The sequence below is a fragment of the Paenibacillus sp. G34 genome, assembly GCF_056856875.1.
The window spans coordinates 4,721,289-4,743,894 of record NZ_CM166469.1; the positions used below are offsets into that span (position 1 = coordinate 4,721,289).

Genomic DNA, 22,606 nt, shown 5'->3' on the forward strand with positions numbered 1-22,606 from the left:
TATTGTTAATATAACACTGGTATAAATACATGCAACCATGGCTGTTGGACACAAAGCTTCGAAGCGTCACGCTTTGAATCATTTCCCCCTGAAATAGCAAACAACAAAAAAGAGCCGTAAAAACTACGGACTCACGATGTTCAACTATTTACCAATCCATATCCCCCGTTGCCGTCGATCTCACCTCATGCCCTACTGCCAGGAGGAAAGAAAGGATGGATACGATGAACGTGCCTACCGAAGCGCAGGGCATCTCCCACAGTTCAATCAGGATGGGGATGCCACCATGAGTTTGCTGTACCAGTCCCGGTTTGGCTGGTTTGGTGGGGTAGGTGTACATCTCAGGGTCTACTCTCAGATACTGGTACAGTTTGCGGCTCTTCCCGAGAATGTGGCGCACTGAGTCCGGTTATTTGAAGTTCCAGTGGCTGGTCGCGTATGCAAATTACTGCGAAGCGGGACAAGTCGGTCTCAAAAGAAGGCCGTAGCTAGCTGAAAAATTCTAACGATCACAGGAAAGCCTATTCGCCCTGTTTCGGGCAGTTTTAAAATCTAACGATCCGTATGGACGTTATTTTGATGAAATTCAGCTTTTTTCAGGATTGGAAGCCTATTTTGGCTTAAATAGCGTTCCTGAGGATCGTTAGAATTTTATCACGCGATAAATCCACCAAATTAGCTCCGTGGAGATCGTTTGCATTTAGAGCTTAGAGTTACAGGGCACGAAGTGGGGCTACAAGTTGTGAGGAATCGAGTTATTCGAGATGCTACAGCCGATTATAGGAAAATGATTTATCAATACTTATGAGCATACACACGCTCACTTACGCATCAGTCATTCAACCCTTTTCCCTCCATAATAGGTTGCATACATTTTTCGATGCGAGATGTCTTGGTTTTGGATTGTTTTGGCTGTGAAAAGTGATACAGGTACGCCCGTTGGCGTCCAGGGGTTAGCGCTTCAAATGCCTCCTGGAAGGCAGGATTCGCATCGAATTGTTGTTGAAGTTCCTCAGGAACCGCGAATTGTTCTACTTCCTTTTTTTCTATTTTCAGACCCGCTTGTTCCACTTCGATCGCTTCACGAATGTAAGCTTTCAGAAACTCTTCCTGCTCGATAATCTGCTCCAGGTTAGTGAAACGAATCTGGCGACCTCCCTGCACATTATTCGTTTGCTGAATCAGAATACCATGGGGGTCTTTGAGCAGAGAGCCTTTGAGAAACATTATGGCGCAATACTCCTTGAAGCCATGAATCAGTACTACATTTTTCCCGTTCAAGGTGTAGCACGGATGCATCCATTTGTAATCTTCGGTCAGATCACAGTCTAAGATGATCTCTCTCAGCTTCACAGATTCATTCTTCCAGGTTTTGATTTTGCTTAAATACGTATCTACTTTAGGATTGGTATTCTGGACTGCCACAGGTATCTTCCTCTCGTCTGCTTAATCACGACTAATTAGTCCACGTACACTTAAATCAACAAGCACATACCATAAAAATGTAACAAGAAGCTCACTTTCCTCTGAAGCATACTCATGGCAATGATCAATAATTACAATCCACTTAGCTCCAGCAGTCCGTAAATCAAAATCATTATCATAAGACAACATGCTTATTAATGAACCTACAGTGAATAGGGGAAATACATCTTTCTCTGCTACTCTTCTTCCTCCATTATAGATAACAGTCCAACTGTCATAATGTTCCTCGATCTCTTCTACAACATACATTTTATCTTCGTAAGGAGTAATAATAAAAAAAAGGTCTCCTACCCTTATGCTATATTTAACAGACCGTAATACACTTCTTACCTCATGAGACTCATATTCAAAAACATCCTGAGCCGTTAATACATCCGGATCATACCGCATAAACTGACAACTCCTTTGAAGTATTACTACTTCATTCGACAACCCTTAACTATCCCCTGCTTTAGATATCACATCCTGCCATTGAATTCTTTATTGCGATTTGGATTCAATCCAGCTTGATCTATAGCGCACAAAAAGAGCTCATAAACAATTTATGAGCCACTTCTTTTCATACTGTTTGTAAAAATTGCAAATGTATAAAGCCTTCTCGTTAAAGTGCACATAGATGTTTAGACTTATATAATTGACTATTCGATTTACATTACCAGATTCATTTTCAAGCGATCCAGCTGTAAAAAGTGATGCTTGTAGTGCATATCGATCAAATGGAACCACTCCCGAGCGTTTAAAGCTCCCAACCTTGGATGAAGAACTTTAGAGCCTGTGGCCGATTCTTCTAGAGCAAGAACAGTTGCTGTAGCTCGCATCCGATCCACAACCTGCTGAAGTCCCTGGGCCAGTTGTTCCTTATTTTCCGGCTGCAATGGTGTATATTGCGGAGAAGCGGGTACTTTAACCCGAACAGGAGGGAACTGTTCTGCCTCGAATACCTGACTGCCCAGCTCTGTTTTCACCTCATCTGAATGTACGGTGTGCTCATTACTATCCAAACAATGGTCAATGTTACGCAGCTGCATGAACAGCGCAGATTGGATCAAATGCATGTACATCTGACCGATCGACCATTCCTCTTCATCCTCTTTTCGTAGTAACTCATCCATATTTAGAAGATTTAATTCTGCTACATACCTCTCTACTGTAGTCTCGAAAGAATTTAATATTTCATTTGTGCTTGTCATCCTGCATACAGCTCCTCTTCATCTTGAATAATTCCAGTATAAAAAAACACTACTGACAAGGGTATGTCAGTAGTGCTTCAAGATATTTGCCGCCATCTCCCTCATACGTACACGCAGGGACTCCGGCTCCATCACTTCGATATCTCCACCCAAACCAAGTAGATGATGCAGAATTTCCTCAGGATAGCGGACACGAAAGTCGAAATGAACCACGTCCTCGTGTTCCTCCACACGGTCAATATAAAAATGAAGAGTCTCCATCATTTTGTCAGCAACTTCTGATTTTGCTCGAACAAGCACATGTTCGTTACGATCATCCGGCGGCTGATACCGATTCAGATCAAAATCTGGCGGCAGACCAAATTTTTCTTCCAGAACAGAAAGCTCCGACATGCGGGACAAACGAAAATGACGAACATCCTGCCGCAGATCACATCTGCCGATCAACACCCAATTTTCCCGCACCAAGGTGAGTCCATAAGGAGATACCACACGCTGATTCGAGCGTTTTCCGTCTGATCCCGGCATTTTTTTCAGATACATCAAGCTGATTTTACGTTGCTCCAGAATCGCGTTACGTATATCGTTAAGGTAGCTTCTCACCATGCCAGTTGTATCAGGTCCCATCGGATGAAGCACGCGCATCGTTTCCTGTACACGTGAGGATTGTTTACGAATGGCTTCTGGTAAAATGGCTTCAATTTTGCGCTGTGCAGACTTGGCCTGAATACCATACGCGGTATCCCATCTCTGTTCGATAAACTTCGCTCCCATGAGCAGCGACACGGCTTCCTCCGCAGTAAAACTAACCGGTGGCAGGAAGTACCCTTCCATCAGAGAATACCCATGACCCGGAGCACCTGCAATGGGCACGCCGGCCTCGCTTAAAGCTTGGATATCGCGATATATTGTACGAACACTGGTCTCAAACTGAGCGGCCAGATCCTCCGCCCTGATCAGTTTTGTTCGTTGTAGTTCCAACGTAATAGCGAGCTGTCGCTCCGTTTTATTCATGTTTCATTCAGTCCCCTATGGTTTACTTCCATGCTTGCGGTACATGTTTAATCATATCATGGATGAAACCGTCGTTGCCGTAAACGGCTACAACAAGGTGTTCCTTTTGTAAGGGAATTGGAATAATGAGTGCTTGTTTTCCATTAAAATAATAACGGTCTTTCCTCTCAACCATGTTATCGTCTGTATAGATAATATTAACAAAATCCATCTCATGACTGAGTGCTTTGTCATGGATAGCGATGCATAGATATTCTCCCAACTGTTCCACAGAGACGCCTTCCTCATCTTCTTTCCACACATACTCATTAGGCCGCAACACAAGTGTATTCTTTGATGATTTAGTAAGTATAGAAGCCCTGGCATGTTCTCCTTTTACACTAACCAGAAGTGCTGAATGATCATTCACAATTTTAACATCTGCATATTTCAACTGATGTAATGTAAGATAGGCTTGGATATCCTCTCGGGTTATCGGCTCACCAGTAGAACCATTCGTTAACATGAGCATAGATAACATTAATTCAAATAAAAACTTCATTTCATACACTCCTTGTATAAATCTTTAAAAGAGAAAAAGAGACTGTCTAAAAATCTAGCAGAAATTTCACTTCTATTTCTTCCTGTTATACCACCTGCTACCTCCACCAACTAATTCCCATACAATCTCAAACTTCTTACTTTTGATGACTGCTCTCATACTTTTGCGTGAAGCCTCTGACATGCCATTCTCTGTAATCCATACACTCTCCAGTTTTGGAAACTGTGTCAGCAAAAACCCCCAATCTTCCGTAAGCACTCCCTCAATACGCAAGTTGAGAAGCTCTGGTAAAGCTAACAAATGAATATTCTTGATTGGATTGTAGCTCAACATCAAATTACGTAATTTCTTGAGCTGATTAAGTGGCGTGATGTCTTCTATTTGGTTGTAATCGGCTCTGATCCAGTCTAGATGAGGAAACGTCAACAATGGAGACAAATCGACCAGCTTGTTATTTTCAATGTGAATGGTTTCCAGATTAGACAGATGGGTTAACCTGGTCAATTCCGATATACTTTTTAATTTCATATTGTTGACACATAATGTTTCGACACTCTCAGGCAGATAACAGAGCTCAGCAAGATCAAAATTAGGATTTTCTTCCACACTGTAACTTCGCAGATTTTTGGCATACTGAATGCCTTCCAGATGATACACTGGTCCTTTGAAGTAATAGCTGATGATATCTTTCAATTCCAGCAGATTAATATCCGTCAAATCTTCTTTAAACACTTGAAGCTTTGACCGAATAGCTTGTTCCAGGTGTTCGTCCTTAAACAAGACCTTGTTACCTCTAGGCCCGTTAAATTTATAAGAAACTTCTGCAAAATACTCCTGTTTCACTCTCTCCAGCTCATTAGCCTCATATACATACCATTGCCACACTAAATAAATCGGCGGGATATACTTTGGGCTTATCCACTGAATCGATTCATTATCCAATATTTTTCCAATCAGAAACATCCCGCTCTTTTGTATTAAAATGTGATCATCATGACGACAAATGGTCCCTGTTTCAACGATGCTTCTTGCCGTTTCATAAGTCACCTGCTGTCTTGCAGCAATGTCTGCATAGTATGTATCATAGGCTTTTAGACGTTCTTTTCGCATATCCTCTGTGTTTTCTGTATCCCATAGCTCAATGAATTCAAAAGTCTTAAGTTTATTTTCCTCCACCACTTGTTTAAATGTATCTGTGGCATAAAATTGAAGGTGATGATGCTGCGGTAAACAAAACAAGTGTGCATCTGTTTCAATACGCTCCGGCAGAATATGTACGAATTCTGAGAAAAAACCGTATCCCGTCTTTCGCTCAACAGGATTACTCATATCAATAAAATCTTGTATCCGGTTCACCTTAACAGCGAACATTTCTTGTTCAGCATGGATTAATGGGAGAAATTCGACATCCTTGCCGATTAACGGTGTGAGAACCTCCTTTGCTTTTCTTGAGAAAACCAGAAAGGTAATCAAGTATTTAATGCAATCACTTTTGTTACCCTTTCGCTGCGTTACAAAGACTGGCGGTTCCCAATGCTCGTTCTTTCCCTTGATATAAGCCTCCATCCTGTCACTATCCCGATCATAAGATTCAAGCCCGATTCTCATCGCCTTATGTGAAGGCACAACCATCCAAATTTTAATGATCTTCAACCCCAAACGAAAGTATTGTGATTCTTGTTTATATATCGGTTGGTTTTATCTACGAGCTAAGTGTTCAACAAGTATTTAGCTCAAACAAATTTTTAAATTCGAAAATGATACTGGAGGTTTGCAAAATGAAGAAAAAACGCTGGATCAAGAGTGCAATTCTCATACTTTTCATCAGCATACTACTCCTGAGCGAATTCATGATGTTATCCTCCCAAAAGGTTGGCTTGATCAATACAACCTACCGATTCATCTCAGGTGCACCTCATATTAGCACGCAGGGGCAGACCTTGTCTTATCAAGGAAAGATGCACGGGAAAGATTTTCTGGACAACATAGAAGCATATTCAACAAGTGATGACGGAACAACTTTATACAAAGCGTTTGGCACCCCCGTCCCGCCTCCATGGATTTATGTTAGACATGAGAACAACACCGTTTTTCGTTACAAGTACCCTCGTCTCCCCTGGAAAATGTAAACGACAAAAGAGCCTTTCAGACCACATCTGAAAGGCTCTCGTCTACTGCTTAAGCAGCACCATCTCAACCAAATCGGCCGCTGATATAATCCTGTGTGCGCACATCGACGGGTTCGGAGAACATGCTCTTCGTAGGGGAATATTCTACAACTTCACCGTTCAGGAAAAACACGGTCTGTTGGGAGACACGCGCGGCTTGCTGCATGTTGTGGGTAACCATCACGATCGTGTAACGCTCCTTCAACTCATGCGTCAATTCCTCAATCTTGAAGGTGGAGACGGGATCAAGGGAAGCCGTCGCTTCATCCATGAGCAGAATATCCGGTTCCACGGCCAGAGCACGAGCGATACATAGACGTTGCTGTTGTCCACCTGACAAACTAAGCGCTGAGCGCTTCAGGTTGTCCTTGACTTCATCCCAGAGAGCGGCGGAACGCAGGCTGCGTTCGACGATCTCATCGAGCTTTTTTTTGCCATGAATCCCGTGTTGTCTTGGTCCGAATGCAATGTTGTCATAGATGGATTTCGGAAAAGGATTCGGTGACTGGAAGACCATACCGATCTTCTTGCGCAGTGTCTCTACATGCACATCACCACTGTAAATATCGGTTCCACCAACAGCTACGGTTCCCTCAATTCGTGTACCAGGTATACGGTCATTCATACGGTTCAGAGTGCGTAGCAAGGTGGATTTGCCACAGCCGGATGGACCGATAAATGCCGTAATGGCGCACTCCGGAATTTCAATAGATACTTCTTTCAGCGCTTGAAAGGTACCGTAAAATAAGTTCAGCTTATTCGTTTCAATAATCGATTGCACCATGTGCCCTCCTGGCGATGAATTAGAATATACGATTTTTATAACAGACATACCGTTTTGCCCACACAGATTTCGGCTTTAAGTTACATTTGATTTTTACGCGAATTAAACCACAGCGGCACACGGAACAAAATATTGATAAGCAGCACGACAAAGATCAGCACCGCCGTAGATTTCTGGGCAATCTGCTCCGCATCCGGCACAATAGCTTCGGACTGGATATACCACAGATGCACCGCCAGCGTTCCGCCTGGCGATAACAGATTGAAATCCCACATCTCGCCGGACGTGGATACACCCGCGGTCAGAATAATAACGGCACTTTCCCCAAAAGCACGGCCTGCGGTCAGACAGATGCCTGTCATGATTCCGTTCAGCGCAACCGGAAGTACGACCTGCCGAATCGTCTGCAGATGCGTTGCACCCAGTGCAAACGAACCGTTACGAAGCTCGGTTGGTACCGCTCGAACAGCTTCCTCTGTTACCCGTGTCAATACAGGCAAGTTCAGGAAGGCAAGACTGACCGCAGCGCCAAGAATCGTCAGACCGATCTCGAAATACTCGACGAACAGTGCAATCCCAAACAAACCAAAAATAATCGATGGCACGGACGACAGCCCTTCCACGCATATGCGCACAACCTCAATCAGTTTGTTGTTTGGTGCAAATTCAGCAAGGTATATACCTGCTGCAAGCCCGATCGGAATCGAGATGAGAAGAGACAGAATCAGTACGTAAAAAGAGTTGAATAGTGCCGGGCCAATGCCTCCGCCTTCTTCAATCTCACTCGGTACACCGTACAGGAAATCCCAGCTGAGCATCGGCAACCCTTTTTGCAACAACAGGAACAACAATCCCACAATAAATAAAATGACGATAATACCTACGCCCCACACCGTACCTGTAAACAGCCGATCCATCCATGCCGAGGACGCTCGCCGTTTGCCAAAAGAATACGCGGTAGCCGGATTAACCTCTCTTTTCACACTCACAGATGACGTCCCCCTTTCTTCTGCAGCATTCTCACGGCAACGATCATCAGAATGGAGATCGCCAGCAAAATAAAGCCCATCATGTATAAGCCATGATTCCAGATCGAATCGAATTCTACACTGGAGATTTGCATCACAATGTTACTGGTCAGCACGGCAGTTGGTGTGAATAAACTCGTCGGCAACTGCGCCGTATTCCCAATAACCATCACCACAGCCATCGTCTCACCAATGGCACGTGTCATGCCCAGAATAACTGCATACATAATGCCACCTCTTGCCGCAGGAAGTACAACACGAGTAATCGTTTGAAACCGATTCGTACCGAGTGCATACGCCGCATCCCGGTATTTGTTCGGCACGGCGGAGATGGCATCATCACTAATTCGGCTAATCGTCGGCAGCACCATAATGGTGAGCACGATAGACGCCGCAAGCAGACCATCTGCCAGATCACGTCCACTCAAGTCTCTAAGCCATGGGATCAATACCGTCAAACCAAGATAACCGTATACGACGGACGGGATACCCACCAGCAGATCCAGCACCGGACGCAACAGGCGACGAAGCCATTTTGGTGTCATTTCCGCCAGAAATACAGCAATGATGACGGATAGAGGAATCGCCATCAGCATCGTAAGTCCGGTGAGAGCAAACGTACCCAGAATAAAGGTCAGCGCACCATAGTGCTCATTTTCCGGGTCCCAGTTCGTGGAGAAAAAGAACTCCTTCAGCGAGACGTCTGCAAAAGTGAGGACACCTGTGCGAAGCATAAGCACCAGAATACAGAGCAGAACGAGGCAGACAAAGGCCGCACTGCCAATACAGAGGATGCGAAACATGCGGTTAGACCACCGGAGGCGTGCTTTGCGGTCAAAACGTCGTCTCTTCCCGGGCGCTTTGCCAAGGCTTGAACCCAGCTCATTCGGAGCCGGGCTGTTCGCCGGTGGATTCATTTCCATCATAGAGGACTCTTCCTTTCACATAGAGAAGCCAGCTTGGCGACCACGCGCGGAAGCTGGCTATCCCTTTCTTATGAAATGCAGGTGCAGGATGTTGAAGTCTGATTCAGATCAGACTGAACGTTTTACTTAACGGCTGCGAGCGGAATGAATTTCAGCTTTTTCAGGGAACCGTTCTGGAATTTGTTGCTTTGGATGTATTCGATGAATGCCTTCGTTGCACCCGTTGGTTGACCTTTCGTCATGTAGTATCCGATACCCCATACTTTGTATGTTTTGTTCAGCACGTTTTTCTCTGTTGGAGCTACGCCATTAATGGATACAGCTTTCATTTTGCTTGTTACGTACGGCAGGTCGATATAACCAATTGCGTTAGGTGTCGTTTCGATGGTCGTTTTCATGTCACCGCTGGAACCTACTTCCTTGTAGTTGTCCCCTTTGCTCATGAAGTCTTTACCATCGAGTGCTTTTTGTTGGAAGTTAACGCGTGTACCTGATCCGAACTTACGGTTAACCACAACGATTTTACCGTCTGAACCGCCAACTTCTTTCCAGTTGGTTACTTTGCCGGAGAAGATGTCTTGCAATTGTTTTGTAGTCAGACTCGTTACACCCACGTTTGTATTTACTACCGCTGTAAACACGGTTACAGCTACCGGATGAGCAACCTGTCCGTCGAACTTTTTGAAGCCAGGAACATCCTTGGATGCATCCCAGTCTACCGCACCGATATCTGCAATGCCTTTACGAACGGATTGTGGGCCTGTAACGGAACCCGCGGCCGATGCCGAGATTTTAACTTTTGGATTGTCTTTCTTGAACTCACTTGCAGCTTGAAGCGTCAATGGGAGCAATGCAGAAGATCCATTGATAACAATTTTGCCTTTCTCTGTGCTTTTGGCAGCCGATGCTGTCATTGCACCACCAAGTCCACCAACCAGGGATACAGCCATCAGCATGGCTGTGAAAGGTTTAATCCATTTTTTCATTGTAAAAAGCTCCTCTCGAATTTAACGTTAAATTTTAATTTTCACTACATTTCATATTGGGATATCATTTTTTCGATCAACTTCATTCAATTAGGAGCTTCTGTTTTTACTACAGATTCTTACTTCGTTACAGCTTTCCAGCTGCCATCTGCTTGCACCAGCACTCGTCCGTTCTCAACGACAGCAATCTGTGAACCCTTCACAACAATGGATGATACGTCAGAGGATACCGTGTAGAGCTTGGATTGTTGACCAGTCACCGTATCGATGGACAGAATCACGCTATTTTTGTCGTCCTGCGCAGCAAGCACATACAATATACCACCTGACAAAACCGCTTGTTCTACATCGTGTTCGCTATACACCGTAACTGGTTTCTGGGATGCATCTACAGACATCAGTGAAGCATTGCCATCTTCAGAAGGTACACTTACGTAGTAAGCTTTCTGACCATCTGCAGAATAGATAAATACTTTATCATCCGTTGAAGTGGTTAACTTCGTAGCTTCAGGTTTTCCATCACCGTTGTTATACGAAAATAATTGCTGTTGATTTGCCGAAAAATCAATATCCACATTGTCTTCGTCTACATTCGTCGAATCCGCTGTTACTTTACCGAGTGTGGTTACGGTATAGACGAATCGTTTGCCACTCAGTGACACATTCAAGTTTTCTTTGTAATCGACTTTATCTTCCACCAGTTTCTTAATGGTGCCGTCTGCCAGATTCAAGTTTGCGATCACCGATCCTTTATCTCCTTGCAGGAAATAGATCGAACTCTCATCCGCAGACCAGACCAGTTCCGGTTTGATGCTTGTATCATCCGTAATGAGCTTCGAAGCCTTCGTTTTCAGATCGATAACGTATACGGCTCCTTCTGCATTCGTATAGGCTGCTTGATTACCGCTCGGAGACACGACGAGGTCAGAACCACCTTCAGTCTTTAACAACAGCTCATATTTTCCAGTAGCCGTATGGATGAGATAATCACTTCTGCCCTCATCGTCATTTTTGGAGACAATTAGCTCATTTGCTCCGGCAAAGCGCGGGTTCTCTGTACCTTCAATCAGAGCAATCGTGCTGACTTCAAGCTGACCGTTTTTCAAACCAACGGTTCCACCTACGCCAGTCACCAGTGGACGAAGCGCAACATAACTCGCTCCTCCAATGATCGTAACGGGCTGGTTCAGATTCACCTTAGCTCCGTCCACGACAAGCTGCTTGGACTTGTTCTGCAAGCTGACTGTGTGACCATTCAATTGAATCACCGTCGCTCCGTTTGCAATTTCAGCTTGTGCACCGATCGCTTGGATTACATCGCGAACGGCAACCAACGTTTCTCCATTTTTTACAATGGAACGTACAATGACACTGTTACCGTTTATGGTAAATGTGGAGTTTTTCACCTGAGCTGCACTCGTACTAGCTACAGATTTTGTTGCAGGAGCAGCCGATACTGCGTGAACCACAGAGGTTGTTAATATTGTGGCTACCATGGACACTACTAACGTCTTCTTCATTGACATTGGCTTTTGTCACCCTTCTTTTCTCCATATAATCTTGCCTGGTATTGCTGTGCCCTGCTTGGTATGCTTGCATGTATCGTCTATATGAGAGCTAGTTCGCCTCATCCCCCCAAACTATCCACGTTCATAGTAAAAATGACCTATCACGTTTGTAATTATAGGAGGGATTTGTAAACGGGAAATCTTGGAATTGTTAACGTATTGTCAATGTTTTCATATAAACACATTCATATTGTAAAATTTTCATTACAATTCGTCTGGCCCCGTGATTGCAACAACAAATAACCCATACGAATTGCATGGGTCAAAGGTTATCGTATTTTTTTAAAGGGAACCAAACACCCGATCGTAGCCTGCCTTTGACTTGGCAAACCGTGTCTCCACATCCAGTTCGGATGCAGGTGCCAGCACTTCCTGAGCCACAACATCGGTATAACCGATGGCCTGCAGATTTTTCAGAAAACCTGTTAGATGAATGATACCTTCTCCCGGATAAAGCCGTTCTCCGTCCTTCAATTCCTCAATAGGCAGGTCATAAGCATCATTGATGTGCACATGAACCACCTGCTCCCGCTTTAACTTCAGGAGTTCGTTCATCTCCATCCCATTCGTGTGCCAGTGATACGAATCGACGAGCAGACCCACATTGGGTGCGTGAATGGTATCGATCCAGTCCAATGTATCCTCTACACGCCAAAGAAACGGATTCTTCCATTGCGTACGCAAGTGATGACATCCCACAAACTCTAATCCGAGCCGGATACCATAAGCATCCAAAATATCAGCACAAAGTCTTAGTCGTTTGGTCGCTACAGTCATAAATGGCGCTGCAGGCTGATCGGTAGAGGGGAGAATGTAGGTACAACATTTGTCTACGTTCAGTGCGGCAGATGCTTCGGCCATTGCTACCAGGTTCGGTAGCCCCTCTCGGAACTGTTCATCGTCTGAACGCCATTCCACTAGAAAATCCGCTGAGCCAATAATAACTTGATTGCTTTGCAGCAGATGCTGTGCTTGTCCTATGCCATACGTCTGTACGAATGAGAGCGGATTCAAATCAACTGCCCCAAAACCATACCTGGCAGCATACGTGATATATTGTTCATCGGATTCCAGCTTGCCAAGCCCTGCCTTGGTCAATCCCTTAATCATCCCTTCGCCTCCTGTCATTCCTTTTAGATGCTCATTCCATTGTATACGAAATGCTTACTCGCCAACAGAACAAACGCAACCCTTCACCAAACCTTGCGTATGTAAAAGAATACTCATTTACAGGAAAGGATTGGTTATTCATCTGTGAATTCTCTATTTAAAAAACATGGGCCTACCCTCATTATGCTTGCTTGTATTACAATTCTATCTATCATTGTCGGGATCAGTTCGAAATCTTATTTTACACAGCCTGTATTCTATATCGATCAACATAAATATGTTTCAGACCATGAGGATGGCACAAGGATCACCTATCGAGGCCAAGATGCAGACCCCATTCAGGTACAAGTCGAAAAAAGCAAACGTATCGTAACGATTGACGAGCAGAATTATACGGTTACTCAAACCGCTTCCACACCTATTGCAACATATAATGTATTTTACCCTCAAGGAAACAAATATGAGGTCGAGCAACAACACGGTACTTTATTGAGTTATGATGAGGATGGAAATATGGCTCCTCCGCAAAGTGACGTTCTAAACGGGGAACGCGTAATTGCAGAGGGTGAGGAACAATATACACCGGCTATGCTCGTAACGGCTGCCTTCCCAGAGTACCACGAGAAACCAGGTATGCCTGCTTTTTTATTCCTCGCCATTGCCGTATTCATTTACGGGTGGTGCACGTTTTATTACGAACCATTCCAGCGGTTTCTTTTCTGGATTTCCTTCCAATGGGTATGGGTGAATAATCCCGAACCTAGTGACTTTTATTATGTTATGTGCAAAATAGGAGGCGTCCTGTGCATGCTCGTCGCCATCTGGACCGTATTTCAGGCATTCTAACCATGGTAATACAACATAAACAATGACTCTACATTGTGCATTAACTCAACAAAAATGACAAACACGAATAGACCCATTCATGGATTCAATGAATAGGTCTATTCGTGTTTGTTATGTATCCACCCATAACAATTTCGGTTGTACAAGAACAGGGGCATAACATTCAAATCGGTTAGCAGTTGAAAAAAAACGCTGGATCACTTAATATTAAAAACAATTAGTTCTATAAACATAGAACAAATAGGAGGTTCTACATTTATGGATTACAAAGTTGAAGTTGATTTCTCTCCGATGTACGAGTGCGTAAACAGCTTGATTGCTTTTACGAACAAACAAAATCATAACGCCCTAGACGCGGGAAAGTCTTGGATACGTGAAGTCCAGAACCGTTTCACTCCAGCCAAGCTTCAACTGATGCGCGATATGATGAAAGCGACAGACAACTTTACTCTTGCTCCTTACATTTGGACTTGTCCTGGCGAACGATCGGTGAATGGATTTATGGATTGGCTTGAGAGCCTTTCAACAGGAGAGTTATTCGACATTGCATCCCAGTTTCACATGTCTGTGCCCTCTAATTTATCATCACTGCGTAACCAAACTTTAGAGGTATTAAGAGAATGGAATAACCAGTATTTTAGTCAAGTCAACTCAGTCATCATAGATGAACTCATTCGCGAGGCAGAGGAAAGACGTGCTCTCCTTGATGGCACTAATGACAAAGAGGTTTATGAAGATGCAACTCAAGGCATGCGCATTTATCCCACCTCTAAGTTGAAAAGGGTAATTCTAATTCCCCAATACCATGCTCGTCCTTTTGTCACGTCAACCCTCTTGGATGAGGTCATTTTCACGAATTACGCTTGTGACATCATGCCGACAGAACCGGGACGGCCCGATCCTAAATTGCTTCGTCTTACAAGAGCCTTGTCCGATGAAACGCGATTAGTTATTCTACGTCTGCTTACGGGTAAGCAGTTATCTTTTTCCGAGATCGTCCGTGAGGTCAAGCTCTCAAAGAGTACAATACACTATCATCTGATTTTTCTGCGAGCTGCTGGTCTAGTTCTTGTTCACTATAATCACAAAAATACGGAATATAGCTTGCGGTCGGAGGCCTTGAATAAACTCCCTCAGCAGATCAACCACTATATTAACAGCTAAGAACTCTCCATTACATTTTGTTTCGTATTTACTAAGTCCTATTTGACATCTACGGAGGAGTTTCCATGCTGAAGCGAAGTTACTACTATTTATTAGCCACCGTTACTCTAAGTTCCTTCGGCGATGTTTTTGGTCTATTGGCTATGGAATGGATTGTGTATGAATTAACAGCTTCCAAACTGGCCATGGGTGCTATGGCACTATGTTTTAGTATTTCTGAAGTCTTATTCCGCTTGCTTGGATCACCACTATCCGATCGACTGAGCCGAGGAAAATTCATGACCGGGCTTGTAGTCATTAGGCTAGCGGCTCTTCTAATCCCATTGAGCATGAGTATTGCTGGCCATCTGCACATCTGGCATCTCTTTATGGCAGCAGCATTCAGCGGTGCTTGTTCCGCACTGTTCATGCCAACAGCCATGGCCGTGATTCCTGGTGTAGTAGACAAGCATCAATTGATACGCTCATTCGCTGTAATCGATGGTGCTCGTAATGCCTCTGCCTTGATTGGCCCTGCTTTGGCTGGAGCTCTGATCGCACTTGCCGGTTCCTTGCCCACATTGGGCGTCAATGCTGCATGTTACCTTTTAGCATTAACTGCATTGCTCTATATGCCTACGATCCATCAACAATCCATTTCTAACGTTACATTTTCATTCAAAGAATATATTCAAGATATTGGCGAAGCTTTCTCCTTCTATCGAAAGTTCCCCGCAATGTTAACCATCATGCTCATGGTTTCCATAAGTAATATGTCTTCTATAGCTGTCTGGACGATGATGATTCCTTTTGTGCGTGAAGTGTTACATCAAAATGCTGCGACTATGGGTACCTTGACCTCAGCCTCTGCATTCGGTACCCTCGGCGGGCTGCTGATCATATCCAAGCTAGGTGAGTTTAAGAAGAGAAGAGTTGTTATGCTTTGCAGTTTAGCTACGATCGGGCTCAGCTACGTTTTACTCGGAGCATTTCCCAGTTATCCATTTGCACTCCTTATTTTATGTATCTCTGGGGCAGCAGGTCCTTTTTTTGGTGTGCTTAGTTCCTCACTTCATGGCACGCTTGTACCTGTCTCGCTCCAAGGTAGAGTCAATTCAATTCGTTTCTTGATCGGCGGGGGGTTACAGCCTGTGGGGGCTTTTGCAGGTGCAGCACTAGCTGAGAGATTCGGAATGCCCGTACTATTCCTAACGATTGGATTGCTTCCTATATTGTGCTCCATAGCCGCAGCCTTTCTGCCGAGTCTGAAATTTTTGGATGGAGATTTATCAAAACTCAAGAAAGAAGAGTCATTCTCTTGAATTAAATAAAGCAGGTCGTATGACAGCTATGGATGGGCTAAGTTATACATATCTTCATATAATTATATTTCCACTTATAAGTTATAAGTCACACAAGCTGATGCAGGAACACATTCTTGCATCAGCCTCTTCTCTGCAAAAAAAACATTGCCCCACCAGAAGTTTCTGATGAGACAATGCCTGCGAATGGGTACTACTAGTATAGTGCGATGCAATGTTACATTTTTTGCAAAATGCCTTTAACCAAGCCGATAAACGTTGTTTTCACTTTCGCGGCTACCTCAATAACTTCGTCATGGCTGAGCGGTTGATCCAGAATACCACATGCCATGTTTGTCAGACAGGAAATACCGAGCACCTTCATGCCGCCATGAATGGCAACAATCGCTTCTGGTACAGTAGACATCCCTACAGCGTCCGCACCCATCGTACGAATCATGCGAATCTCAGCAGGTGTTTCATAAGCTGGGCCACTCCACCAAGCGTATACCCCTTGTTGCAGGCTTACATTTTGCTCTTCCGCAACCTGGAGAGCGACACTGCGCAATTCACGGTTGTATACTTGAGACACATCCGGGAAGCGCACGCCCAGATCAGCATTGTTTGGTCCAATCAGCGGGTTGTTGCCAACCAGATTAATATGATCCGTAATCAGCATGAGCTGGCCTGGTTCAAAACCGGTGTTGACCGCACCACAAGCGTTAGTGACGATCAGTTGTTCAACGCCCAGTGCCTTCATAATACGAACCGGGAATGTTACTTCATCTAGGGTAAAACCTTCATAGTAGTGAAGGCGGCCTTTCATGGCTACAACAGTCTTCCCCATTAATTCTCCAATCACCAATTCATTAGCGTGTCCGATGGCTTCGGATTGGGCAAAATATGGAATCTCTGTATAAGGGATCACTGTTGCATTCTCAATCTCGTCCGCAAGTGCTCCCAGTCCTGAACCCAGAATCATACCTACCACTGGCTTGGAGTTGATCCGGTTTAATATGTAATCGCGTGCTTCCTGAATGTGTGCTGATTGATGCATAATAACGTCCTCCTGATAATCTGAATTGATATTACATATACCCTATTTATAAGCGTTACTTATCAAGTGTAATGAACAACGGCTCTAATGTAAATGGCAGTCCCCATTCTCACTTCAATATAAGGTTGCCATAAGCTATTCTAAGTCTTAACCCCGGACTGTAGTGCGCCAAAGTAAGGTTCCAACATCGTTTCGAAATTTGCGTCTTGCTCTTCAATCTGCTCAACATACGTCCACAATAAACGTTCTTCTGTGTCGAAGTTAATTACCTCAAATTCCATCTGCCCAGAAGCCCATATCGTGACTTGCCCAATTGCTCTCTCCGATTCATGAACATATGCAATGAACGGATCGAAAGTACTCTCCCTCTCCATTTCAGGATTTTGTTTTCTCTCTTCCGTTGAGATCTGGAGCACCTGCAGTTGTTCCTGTTTCCGCTGCATCCAACATCGGAACGAGTCAAGCGAAAGCAATCGTGACAATGATCCAGCACCTCCCCTCTAAAATTGTATACCAAACAGCCGATCCTCTGCCAGAATCGGCTCCAAAGTACACATATGCTAACTCAGCGTATGATTCCCCCTGCTTTTGTACCAGTCCATCCCCATTATCAGCATGAGCATAAGGAGTGCGAATAGCAATGGCCTACCCATGGTTCCCTCTCCAAAAATAAAATAGGCCATCCCGAAATTCCCGAAAAACGTTAACGCATAATTACGGATGCTTTCCATCTGACTCAACTCCGTTTGAACTAGATTTATAATCCTTCAAGATATAACGTTTCGGCTTGATCTTCATTCCATTGAATATGAATCGAAAGAGGAAATTGCTCAAGATCTAGAAACTTAGCGCCTGAAGCATGTTTGATATCTCGTTGCGGGTTTCCCAGGTTTTCCTCATATCCGTTTGCTTCGAATTCCTGACCGCTGAACTGGTAATGTACATCCTTCACTTCATATTCGTCACCGATATATCGTATGGTGAATTCGGCCATATCTGTTGCAGATTTATATGTGAGCATCACCTTCCAGTTGTTGCTCTCCCCATCAAAAGATATCACCTTGTTTGAGCAACCCATAAGCATAAAGATAAGCACAGTAACTGCAAAAAATTTAATCTTCATATTTCACTCCTTGTAATACAATGCTGTAAGACTGGTTCGCGGCATGATGCAGATCCTCCGATAAGGAAAGCGAGCGTTGTTTTATTGTTGACAAATAAATGCTTTATTGTAATTATTAATTAAAAATAGATTATATTCCACATAAAAAAAGGAAGTGATCAATCATATTGAACAAATCATTGAAAATTTCAATTTGTATTTTAGTTATATTTATTGTATCGATAGTAAGTTATCAAAAATTTCAAAATGGCTTCAGTGTAATTGAGCTTATCAATCTATTTGAGTGGATAACGATATATATCTTGCCTTGGATCTTTGTATTTTGGTTCATTAGATATGTCAAAAAGAAGTAGTCGAATTTCCACTAAGAAAACTTGAAATATTGAAGAATTATCAACAAAGCCTGGTTCTTCCGTATACGGGACGGATGCCTATAATAAATAACATCTCAAAAATCAAAAAGTTACAGTTTTATACCAAAAAAAAGAATGGAATCGGTCATTATTTAGACCGATTTCATTCTTTTTTTGATTTATACTTTTGCTCCTTCTCACTATTCCTTCACACTACCCAGTTGCAATCCGTGTACAAAGTACTTCTGCAAGAACGGATACACGACCAGGATTGGCAATGCTGCAACAATGGTGATCGCTGCCCGGATCGATATCGGCGTAACCATGTTACGCGCTTGCCCCATATCTGCCCCGCTAGATACCGCAGCGCTGCTGTTGGTGTTCATAGAAGAAGACAGCAGTTTCATCAACTCATACTGCAACGTACTCAGGTTTTGCTTGGATGAAGCATACAGGAACGTATCAAACCAAGAGTTCCATTGCCCTACCGCAATGAACAACGCGACAGTTGCAAGTACAGGCTGACACAACGGTAAAATGATCGACATAAATGTTCTGAAATCACCGGCACCATCAATCTTGGCTGACTCAATCAGTCCTTCAGGCAACGTCTGGATATACGTCCGAATAACGATCATATTAAACGCACTGATTAGACCCGGAATGATGTATACCAAGAAGTTGTTAAGCAAGTGCAAATCTTTGATCAGGAAGTACGTTGGAATGAGACCTGCACTGAAATACATCGTCAATACAACGATAATCGTAATCGGTTTGCGCAGAATATAGTCTTTGCGGCTCAGCGTATATGCCAGCATGGAAGTGAGGAACAAGCTGAGAACAGTACCTAGTACAGTTCTGGCAACCGAGACCCCAAAAGCCGCGAATATGGTTCCACCCGCAAATACAGCTTTGTAGTTTTGGGTAGTCCACTCCCTCGGCAACAGATAGATTCCGCCCCGAATCGTATCGTTACCCGCATTAAAAGAAATAGCCAGTGTGTTCAAAAATGGATATAAGGTCACTACTGCAATAAAGATCATCAGCAAGCCGTTAAATGTGTGGAAGACAATCGGCTCAACTCGAGATTTGTTTATTCCCATCGATGTGTCCTCCTCATATTAATCGGTCTTCGCCGAATCGTTTGGATATTGAGTTAGCTGCAAATATCAGGGTGATACTGACGACCGTTTTGAATATACCCGCTGCGGTAGCTAGTGAATAGTTACCGATCTGTAGCCCGTATTTCAAGACAAAGATATCAATGGTCTGAGACCAGTCAACAACTACACCATTTCCAAGCAAGTACTGTACTTCGAATCCGGCTTCCAGAATCCATCCCATGTTCATAATCAACAAGATAATGACGATGGACTTGATGCCCGGCAACGTAACATACAACATTTTTTTATACCGGTTAGCTCCATCAATCTCAGCCGCTTCATAAAGTGAAGGGTCAATGGAAGTGATCGCTGCCAGATAGATAATTGCATTCCAGCCGACTTCTTTCCATACGTGTGATGCACCAACAATCCCCCAGAAATACTCTGGAACGCTGAGCCACATGATGGGTTCATTAATGAATCCCAGCTTCATCAGCACCACGTTCACAATCCCGCCATCAACCGATAAGGAACTCGCTACAATGCCCGTAACGATGATCCATGACAGGAAGTGAGGCAGATATGAGATCGTTTGAATCGTGCGCTTGTACAGCTTGTGTTTAATTTCATTCAGCAAAATCGCAAAAACAATGGCTGTCACGAAGCCAAGAATCATGTTAATTAAACTCATCGCGATCGTATTGCGAAGCACGTTCAGAAACGCGTCGTCCGTAAGCAGAAACTTGAAGTGCTTAAGTCCGACCCACTCCTGTTGCGAGAATTTCTTCGCTGGACTGTAATTCTGGAACGCCATAACCCAGCCCCAGATCGGATAATACGAGAAAACCAAAATATAAGCGACGATGGGCAGAGACATAAACATCAGTTGTTTTTGACTGCGCAGGCGCTTCATCAGAGGCGTCTTGGTCACAACGGTTGGAGCAGATTTTTCCTGTATGGCTCCCGGCGTATTCGCCATCTTTCACTCCTCCTATCAACGTACAGCGGATTTTAGGGATGAATTGCTCGGAAGGCACAGGGCATGATTTACATCCATGCACCTGACACCTTCCGAGCCAATCCAACAACCGCTTTTATTTATTTCACGGTCCAGTTCTGAATCCGCCATTGTAATTGCTCATTGATTCGGTCTTCATACGCTTTCACGTTGATTTTCTTGTAAGCGTCCACATACTCGCTCCAGATCGAATCAAATTGATCTGAATTGGACATGATCGCTCTAGGCAAGTACTTCAGCGATGTATCGGTCATTTGTTTGTTGGCTACCGAAGCATCTGAACCTTCTTTCAAGTCCACTTGCCACGCTGGATAATACACTGGGTTTTCAGGTGCAGGAGAGAAGAAATCACTCCATGTTTTGAAACCGTATGCATCCAGCAATTCTTTATCCTCTTTTTTCAAGCCATCATAGAATTCTTCAGGCTGATTGGTTGCACCAATCGCGTTGCCATCCGAGAAAGTACCTTCCATTTTCGGTGCTGCACCGTAGAAGCCTTCTGCTTTGTTAGCCAGTTTCCATGCCGGGTCTTCCTGTTGAAGACGTTGTTCAGGCGTACGATAGAATCTTCCTTCATCGTTGACCATATAGTCTACGCCTTCTTCACCCCAGGACAGCAACTTTTGATACTTTTCATCCATCAACTTATCGAGGAATTCCAAGATTGCAACAGCGTCTTTAGCATCTTTACTAATACCAAAACCGTTGTTCAAGTTGATAACCGGACGATCCAGGTAGTGATCCTTGATACTTGTGTCATATACAAGCGGGAAGCCAACATACGTTTCCCCAATTTTATTCTGAGCTACGAGCGGATCTTCACCTTGCTGGAAGTTCCAGTGCTGGTCAAACATACCGACAACGCGTCCAGAAGAGATTTTAGCCAAATACTGGTCATAGTTCTGAACGAAGGCTTCTTTATCAAGCAGTCCTTCATTATAGAGACTGTTCAGCTCTTTATAATATCGTTTAGAAATGTCTTTATCCGCGAATACGCTTGCAACGCCCTTATCATCAACAACAACCCCGCCATCATTTGGATGACCTGTCAAATGCTCTGGCGGATTGAGCAGTGGGAAGGTTCTCCAGTCGGAAGCCAAAGTTGTGAAACCAATCGTTGGCTGTCCATCCGCTGTTGTTGGATGTTTCGCAGTATAATCACGAATCAGTTTCATATACTCATCAAGTGTTTTCGGTGTTGGATATCCGGCTTCTTTCAGTACCTGTTTTTGAATCCAGAACGCAGGACCGGAATAGTAGTTACTGATGAACTCACCTGTGTATACGCCATAGTTTGGCAACCAGTAGATATGTCCATCACTGGAATCTTTCATTCGTTCCCAATCTTTTGCATAATGCTTTTTGAGGTTCGGTGCATGCTTCTCAATCAGATCCTCCAGTGGAATAACCGCACCAGCCGCAACCAGTTTGGTATCTGCAGTAATCAGATCCGGGTATTCTCCACCCGCAACCATAACACCCAGCTTCTGTTGCAAGTCACCGACCAGAAACTCCATGTTTAGTTTGACACCCAGCTCATCTTCAATCTTTTTGTAGATGCGGTTATCCGCTGCCGGTGCCTGATTTGGTGTACCGATAAATGCCGAGATGTTTAATACTTCCTTACCATCGGGTGTCGTCGTTTTGGCCTCTTCTCCACTGCATCCTGCCAGTGCCAGAGTTAGTGCCAGAACAAGAGAAACGGAACCCCAAAGTTTCTTTTTCTTCAATCCCCCCATGTATTGCGCCTCCTTGGAAGTGGTTTGCCTTACTGATTTCATTATGAGGAAATGTATGCGGTTTCAAAATAAACAGATTTAAGCATCTCCCCCCCTTAATTGCAGGAGGTCTTGAACCGGATC

The 22,606-nt window shown here is 44.0% G+C and carries 23 protein-coding genes; 4 read left to right on the plus strand and 19 right to left on the minus strand.

Annotated elements, in window-relative coordinates:
- Positions 1-148: 148 nt before the first annotated feature.
- The 7 genes from AC1VYS_RS21415 to AC1VYS_RS21445 all read right to left on the minus strand — a co-directional run bounded on the left by AC1VYS_RS21415 (position 149) and on the right by AC1VYS_RS21445 (position 5,796).
- On the minus strand, positions 149-400 hold the full coding sequence (locus AC1VYS_RS21415; RefSeq protein ID WP_482911384.1) for an allophanate hydrolase-related protein: 252 nt from the start codon (positions 398-400) through the stop codon (positions 149-151).
- A 431-nt stretch (positions 401-831) separates the two neighbouring features.
- Positions 832-1,425, minus strand: coding sequence for a YdeI/OmpD-associated family protein (locus tag AC1VYS_RS21420; protein WP_482911385.1), 594 nt, complete (start codon positions 1,423-1,425; stop codon positions 832-834).
- A gap of 21 nt (positions 1,426-1,446) precedes the next feature.
- Positions 1,447-1,875 (minus strand): hypothetical protein, encoded by a 429-nt coding sequence (locus AC1VYS_RS21425; protein ID WP_482911386.1) that lies wholly within the window; start codon positions 1,873-1,875, stop codon positions 1,447-1,449.
- A gap of 257 nt (positions 1,876-2,132) precedes the next feature.
- Positions 2,133-2,675 carry a DinB family protein gene (locus AC1VYS_RS21430; RefSeq protein WP_482911387.1) on the minus strand — a complete coding sequence of 181 codons (543 nt, stop codon included), beginning with the start codon at positions 2,673-2,675 and terminating at the stop codon, positions 2,133-2,135.
- 66 nt (positions 2,676-2,741) lie between these two features.
- Positions 2,742-3,689: a helix-turn-helix transcriptional regulator gene (locus AC1VYS_RS21435; protein ID WP_482911388.1), complete on the minus strand. Its 948-nt coding sequence runs from the start codon at positions 3,687-3,689 to the stop codon at positions 2,742-2,744.
- A 22-nt stretch (positions 3,690-3,711) separates the two neighbouring features.
- Positions 3,712-4,230, minus strand: coding sequence for a hypothetical protein (locus tag AC1VYS_RS21440; RefSeq protein WP_482911389.1), 519 nt, complete (start codon positions 4,228-4,230; stop codon positions 3,712-3,714).
- Positions 4,231-4,302: 72 nt separating this feature from the next.
- Positions 4,303-5,796 (minus strand): leucine-rich repeat domain-containing protein, encoded by a 1,494-nt coding sequence (locus AC1VYS_RS21445; RefSeq protein ID WP_482911390.1) that lies wholly within the window; start codon positions 5,794-5,796, stop codon positions 4,303-4,305.
- Between the two features lie 212 nt (positions 5,797-6,008).
- On the opposite strand from AC1VYS_RS21445, the gene AC1VYS_RS21450 reads away from it, so the two are divergent.
- Entirely contained in the window at positions 6,009-6,359 is a 351-nt protein-coding gene (locus AC1VYS_RS21450) for a hypothetical protein (RefSeq protein WP_482911391.1), read from the plus strand.
- A gap of 64 nt (positions 6,360-6,423) precedes the next feature.
- Here AC1VYS_RS21450 and pstB read toward each other — a convergent pair whose 3' ends face one another.
- The 6 genes from pstB to AC1VYS_RS21480 form a co-directional block, all read right to left on the minus strand.
- Entirely contained in the window at positions 6,424-7,182 is a 759-nt protein-coding gene (pstB, locus tag AC1VYS_RS21455) for a phosphate ABC transporter ATP-binding protein PstB (RefSeq protein WP_482911392.1), read from the minus strand.
- Positions 7,183-7,262: 80 nt separating this feature from the next.
- Positions 7,263-8,171: a phosphate ABC transporter permease PstA gene (gene pstA / locus AC1VYS_RS21460; RefSeq protein WP_464677963.1), complete on the minus strand. Its 909-nt coding sequence runs from the start codon at positions 8,169-8,171 to the stop codon at positions 7,263-7,265.
- A complete protein-coding gene (pstC, locus tag AC1VYS_RS21465) occupies positions 8,168-9,136 on the minus strand; it encodes a phosphate ABC transporter permease subunit PstC (RefSeq protein ID WP_482911393.1) in 969 nt (322 codons plus the stop codon). The genes pstA and pstC overlap by 4 nt, the downstream gene beginning before the upstream one ends.
- Before the next feature lie 122 nt (positions 9,137-9,258).
- Positions 9,259-10,122: a phosphate ABC transporter substrate-binding protein gene (locus AC1VYS_RS21470; protein WP_090915333.1), complete on the minus strand. Its 864-nt coding sequence runs from the start codon at positions 10,120-10,122 to the stop codon at positions 9,259-9,261.
- 119 nt (positions 10,123-10,241) lie between these two features.
- Positions 10,242-11,642: a stalk domain-containing protein gene (locus AC1VYS_RS21475; protein WP_482911394.1), complete on the minus strand. Its 1,401-nt coding sequence runs from the start codon at positions 11,640-11,642 to the stop codon at positions 10,242-10,244.
- Positions 11,643-11,972: 330 nt separating this feature from the next.
- Positions 11,973-12,800: a sugar phosphate isomerase/epimerase family protein gene (locus AC1VYS_RS21480; protein ID WP_482911395.1), complete on the minus strand. Its 828-nt coding sequence runs from the start codon at positions 12,798-12,800 to the stop codon at positions 11,973-11,975.
- A 144-nt stretch (positions 12,801-12,944) separates the two neighbouring features.
- On the opposite strand from AC1VYS_RS21480, the gene AC1VYS_RS21485 reads away from it, so the two are divergent.
- The 3 genes from AC1VYS_RS21485 to AC1VYS_RS21495 all read left to right on the plus strand — a co-directional run bounded on the left by AC1VYS_RS21485 (position 12,945) and on the right by AC1VYS_RS21495 (position 16,111).
- The gene (locus tag AC1VYS_RS21485) at positions 12,945-13,646 is read left to right on the plus strand and encodes a DUF6199 family natural product biosynthesis protein (RefSeq protein WP_482911396.1); all 702 of its coding nucleotides are present in this window, start codon (positions 12,945-12,947) and stop codon (positions 13,644-13,646) included.
- A gap of 258 nt (positions 13,647-13,904) precedes the next feature.
- Positions 13,905-14,810, plus strand: a complete 906-nt coding sequence (locus AC1VYS_RS21490) for an ArsR/SmtB family transcription factor (RefSeq protein ID WP_482911397.1) — start codon at positions 13,905-13,907, stop codon at positions 14,808-14,810.
- Positions 14,811-14,875: 65 nt separating this feature from the next.
- Positions 14,876-16,111 carry an MFS transporter gene (locus AC1VYS_RS21495; protein ID WP_482911398.1) on the plus strand — a complete coding sequence of 412 codons (1,236 nt, stop codon included), beginning with the start codon at positions 14,876-14,878 and terminating at the stop codon, positions 16,109-16,111.
- Between the two features lie 217 nt (positions 16,112-16,328).
- Here the strand turns inward: AC1VYS_RS21495 and AC1VYS_RS21500 are convergent, their stop codons facing one another.
- From AC1VYS_RS21500 to AC1VYS_RS21525, 6 genes are all read right to left on the minus strand, one after another.
- Positions 16,329-17,147 (minus strand): purine-nucleoside phosphorylase, encoded by an 819-nt coding sequence (locus AC1VYS_RS21500; RefSeq protein ID WP_090915340.1) that lies wholly within the window; start codon positions 17,145-17,147, stop codon positions 16,329-16,331.
- Between the two features lie 140 nt (positions 17,148-17,287).
- On the minus strand, positions 17,288-17,629 hold the full coding sequence (locus AC1VYS_RS21505) for a hypothetical protein (protein ID WP_482911399.1): 342 nt from the start codon (positions 17,627-17,629) through the stop codon (positions 17,288-17,290).
- Positions 17,630-17,904: 275 nt separating this feature from the next.
- The gene (locus AC1VYS_RS21510; protein WP_482911400.1) at positions 17,905-18,270 is read right to left on the minus strand and encodes a hypothetical protein; all 366 of its coding nucleotides are present in this window, start codon (positions 18,268-18,270) and stop codon (positions 17,905-17,907) included.
- Positions 18,271-18,823: 553 nt separating this feature from the next.
- Positions 18,824-19,726, minus strand: coding sequence for a carbohydrate ABC transporter permease (locus AC1VYS_RS21515; RefSeq protein ID WP_090915344.1), 903 nt, complete (start codon positions 19,724-19,726; stop codon positions 18,824-18,826).
- 13 nt (positions 19,727-19,739) lie between these two features.
- Positions 19,740-20,705: an ABC transporter permease gene (locus AC1VYS_RS21520; RefSeq protein WP_464677966.1), complete on the minus strand. Its 966-nt coding sequence runs from the start codon at positions 20,703-20,705 to the stop codon at positions 19,740-19,742.
- 119 nt (positions 20,706-20,824) lie between these two features.
- Positions 20,825-22,483 carry an ABC transporter substrate-binding protein gene (locus AC1VYS_RS21525; RefSeq protein WP_482911401.1) on the minus strand — a complete coding sequence of 553 codons (1,659 nt, stop codon included), beginning with the start codon at positions 22,481-22,483 and terminating at the stop codon, positions 20,825-20,827.
- Positions 22,484-22,606: the final 123 nt, after the last annotated feature.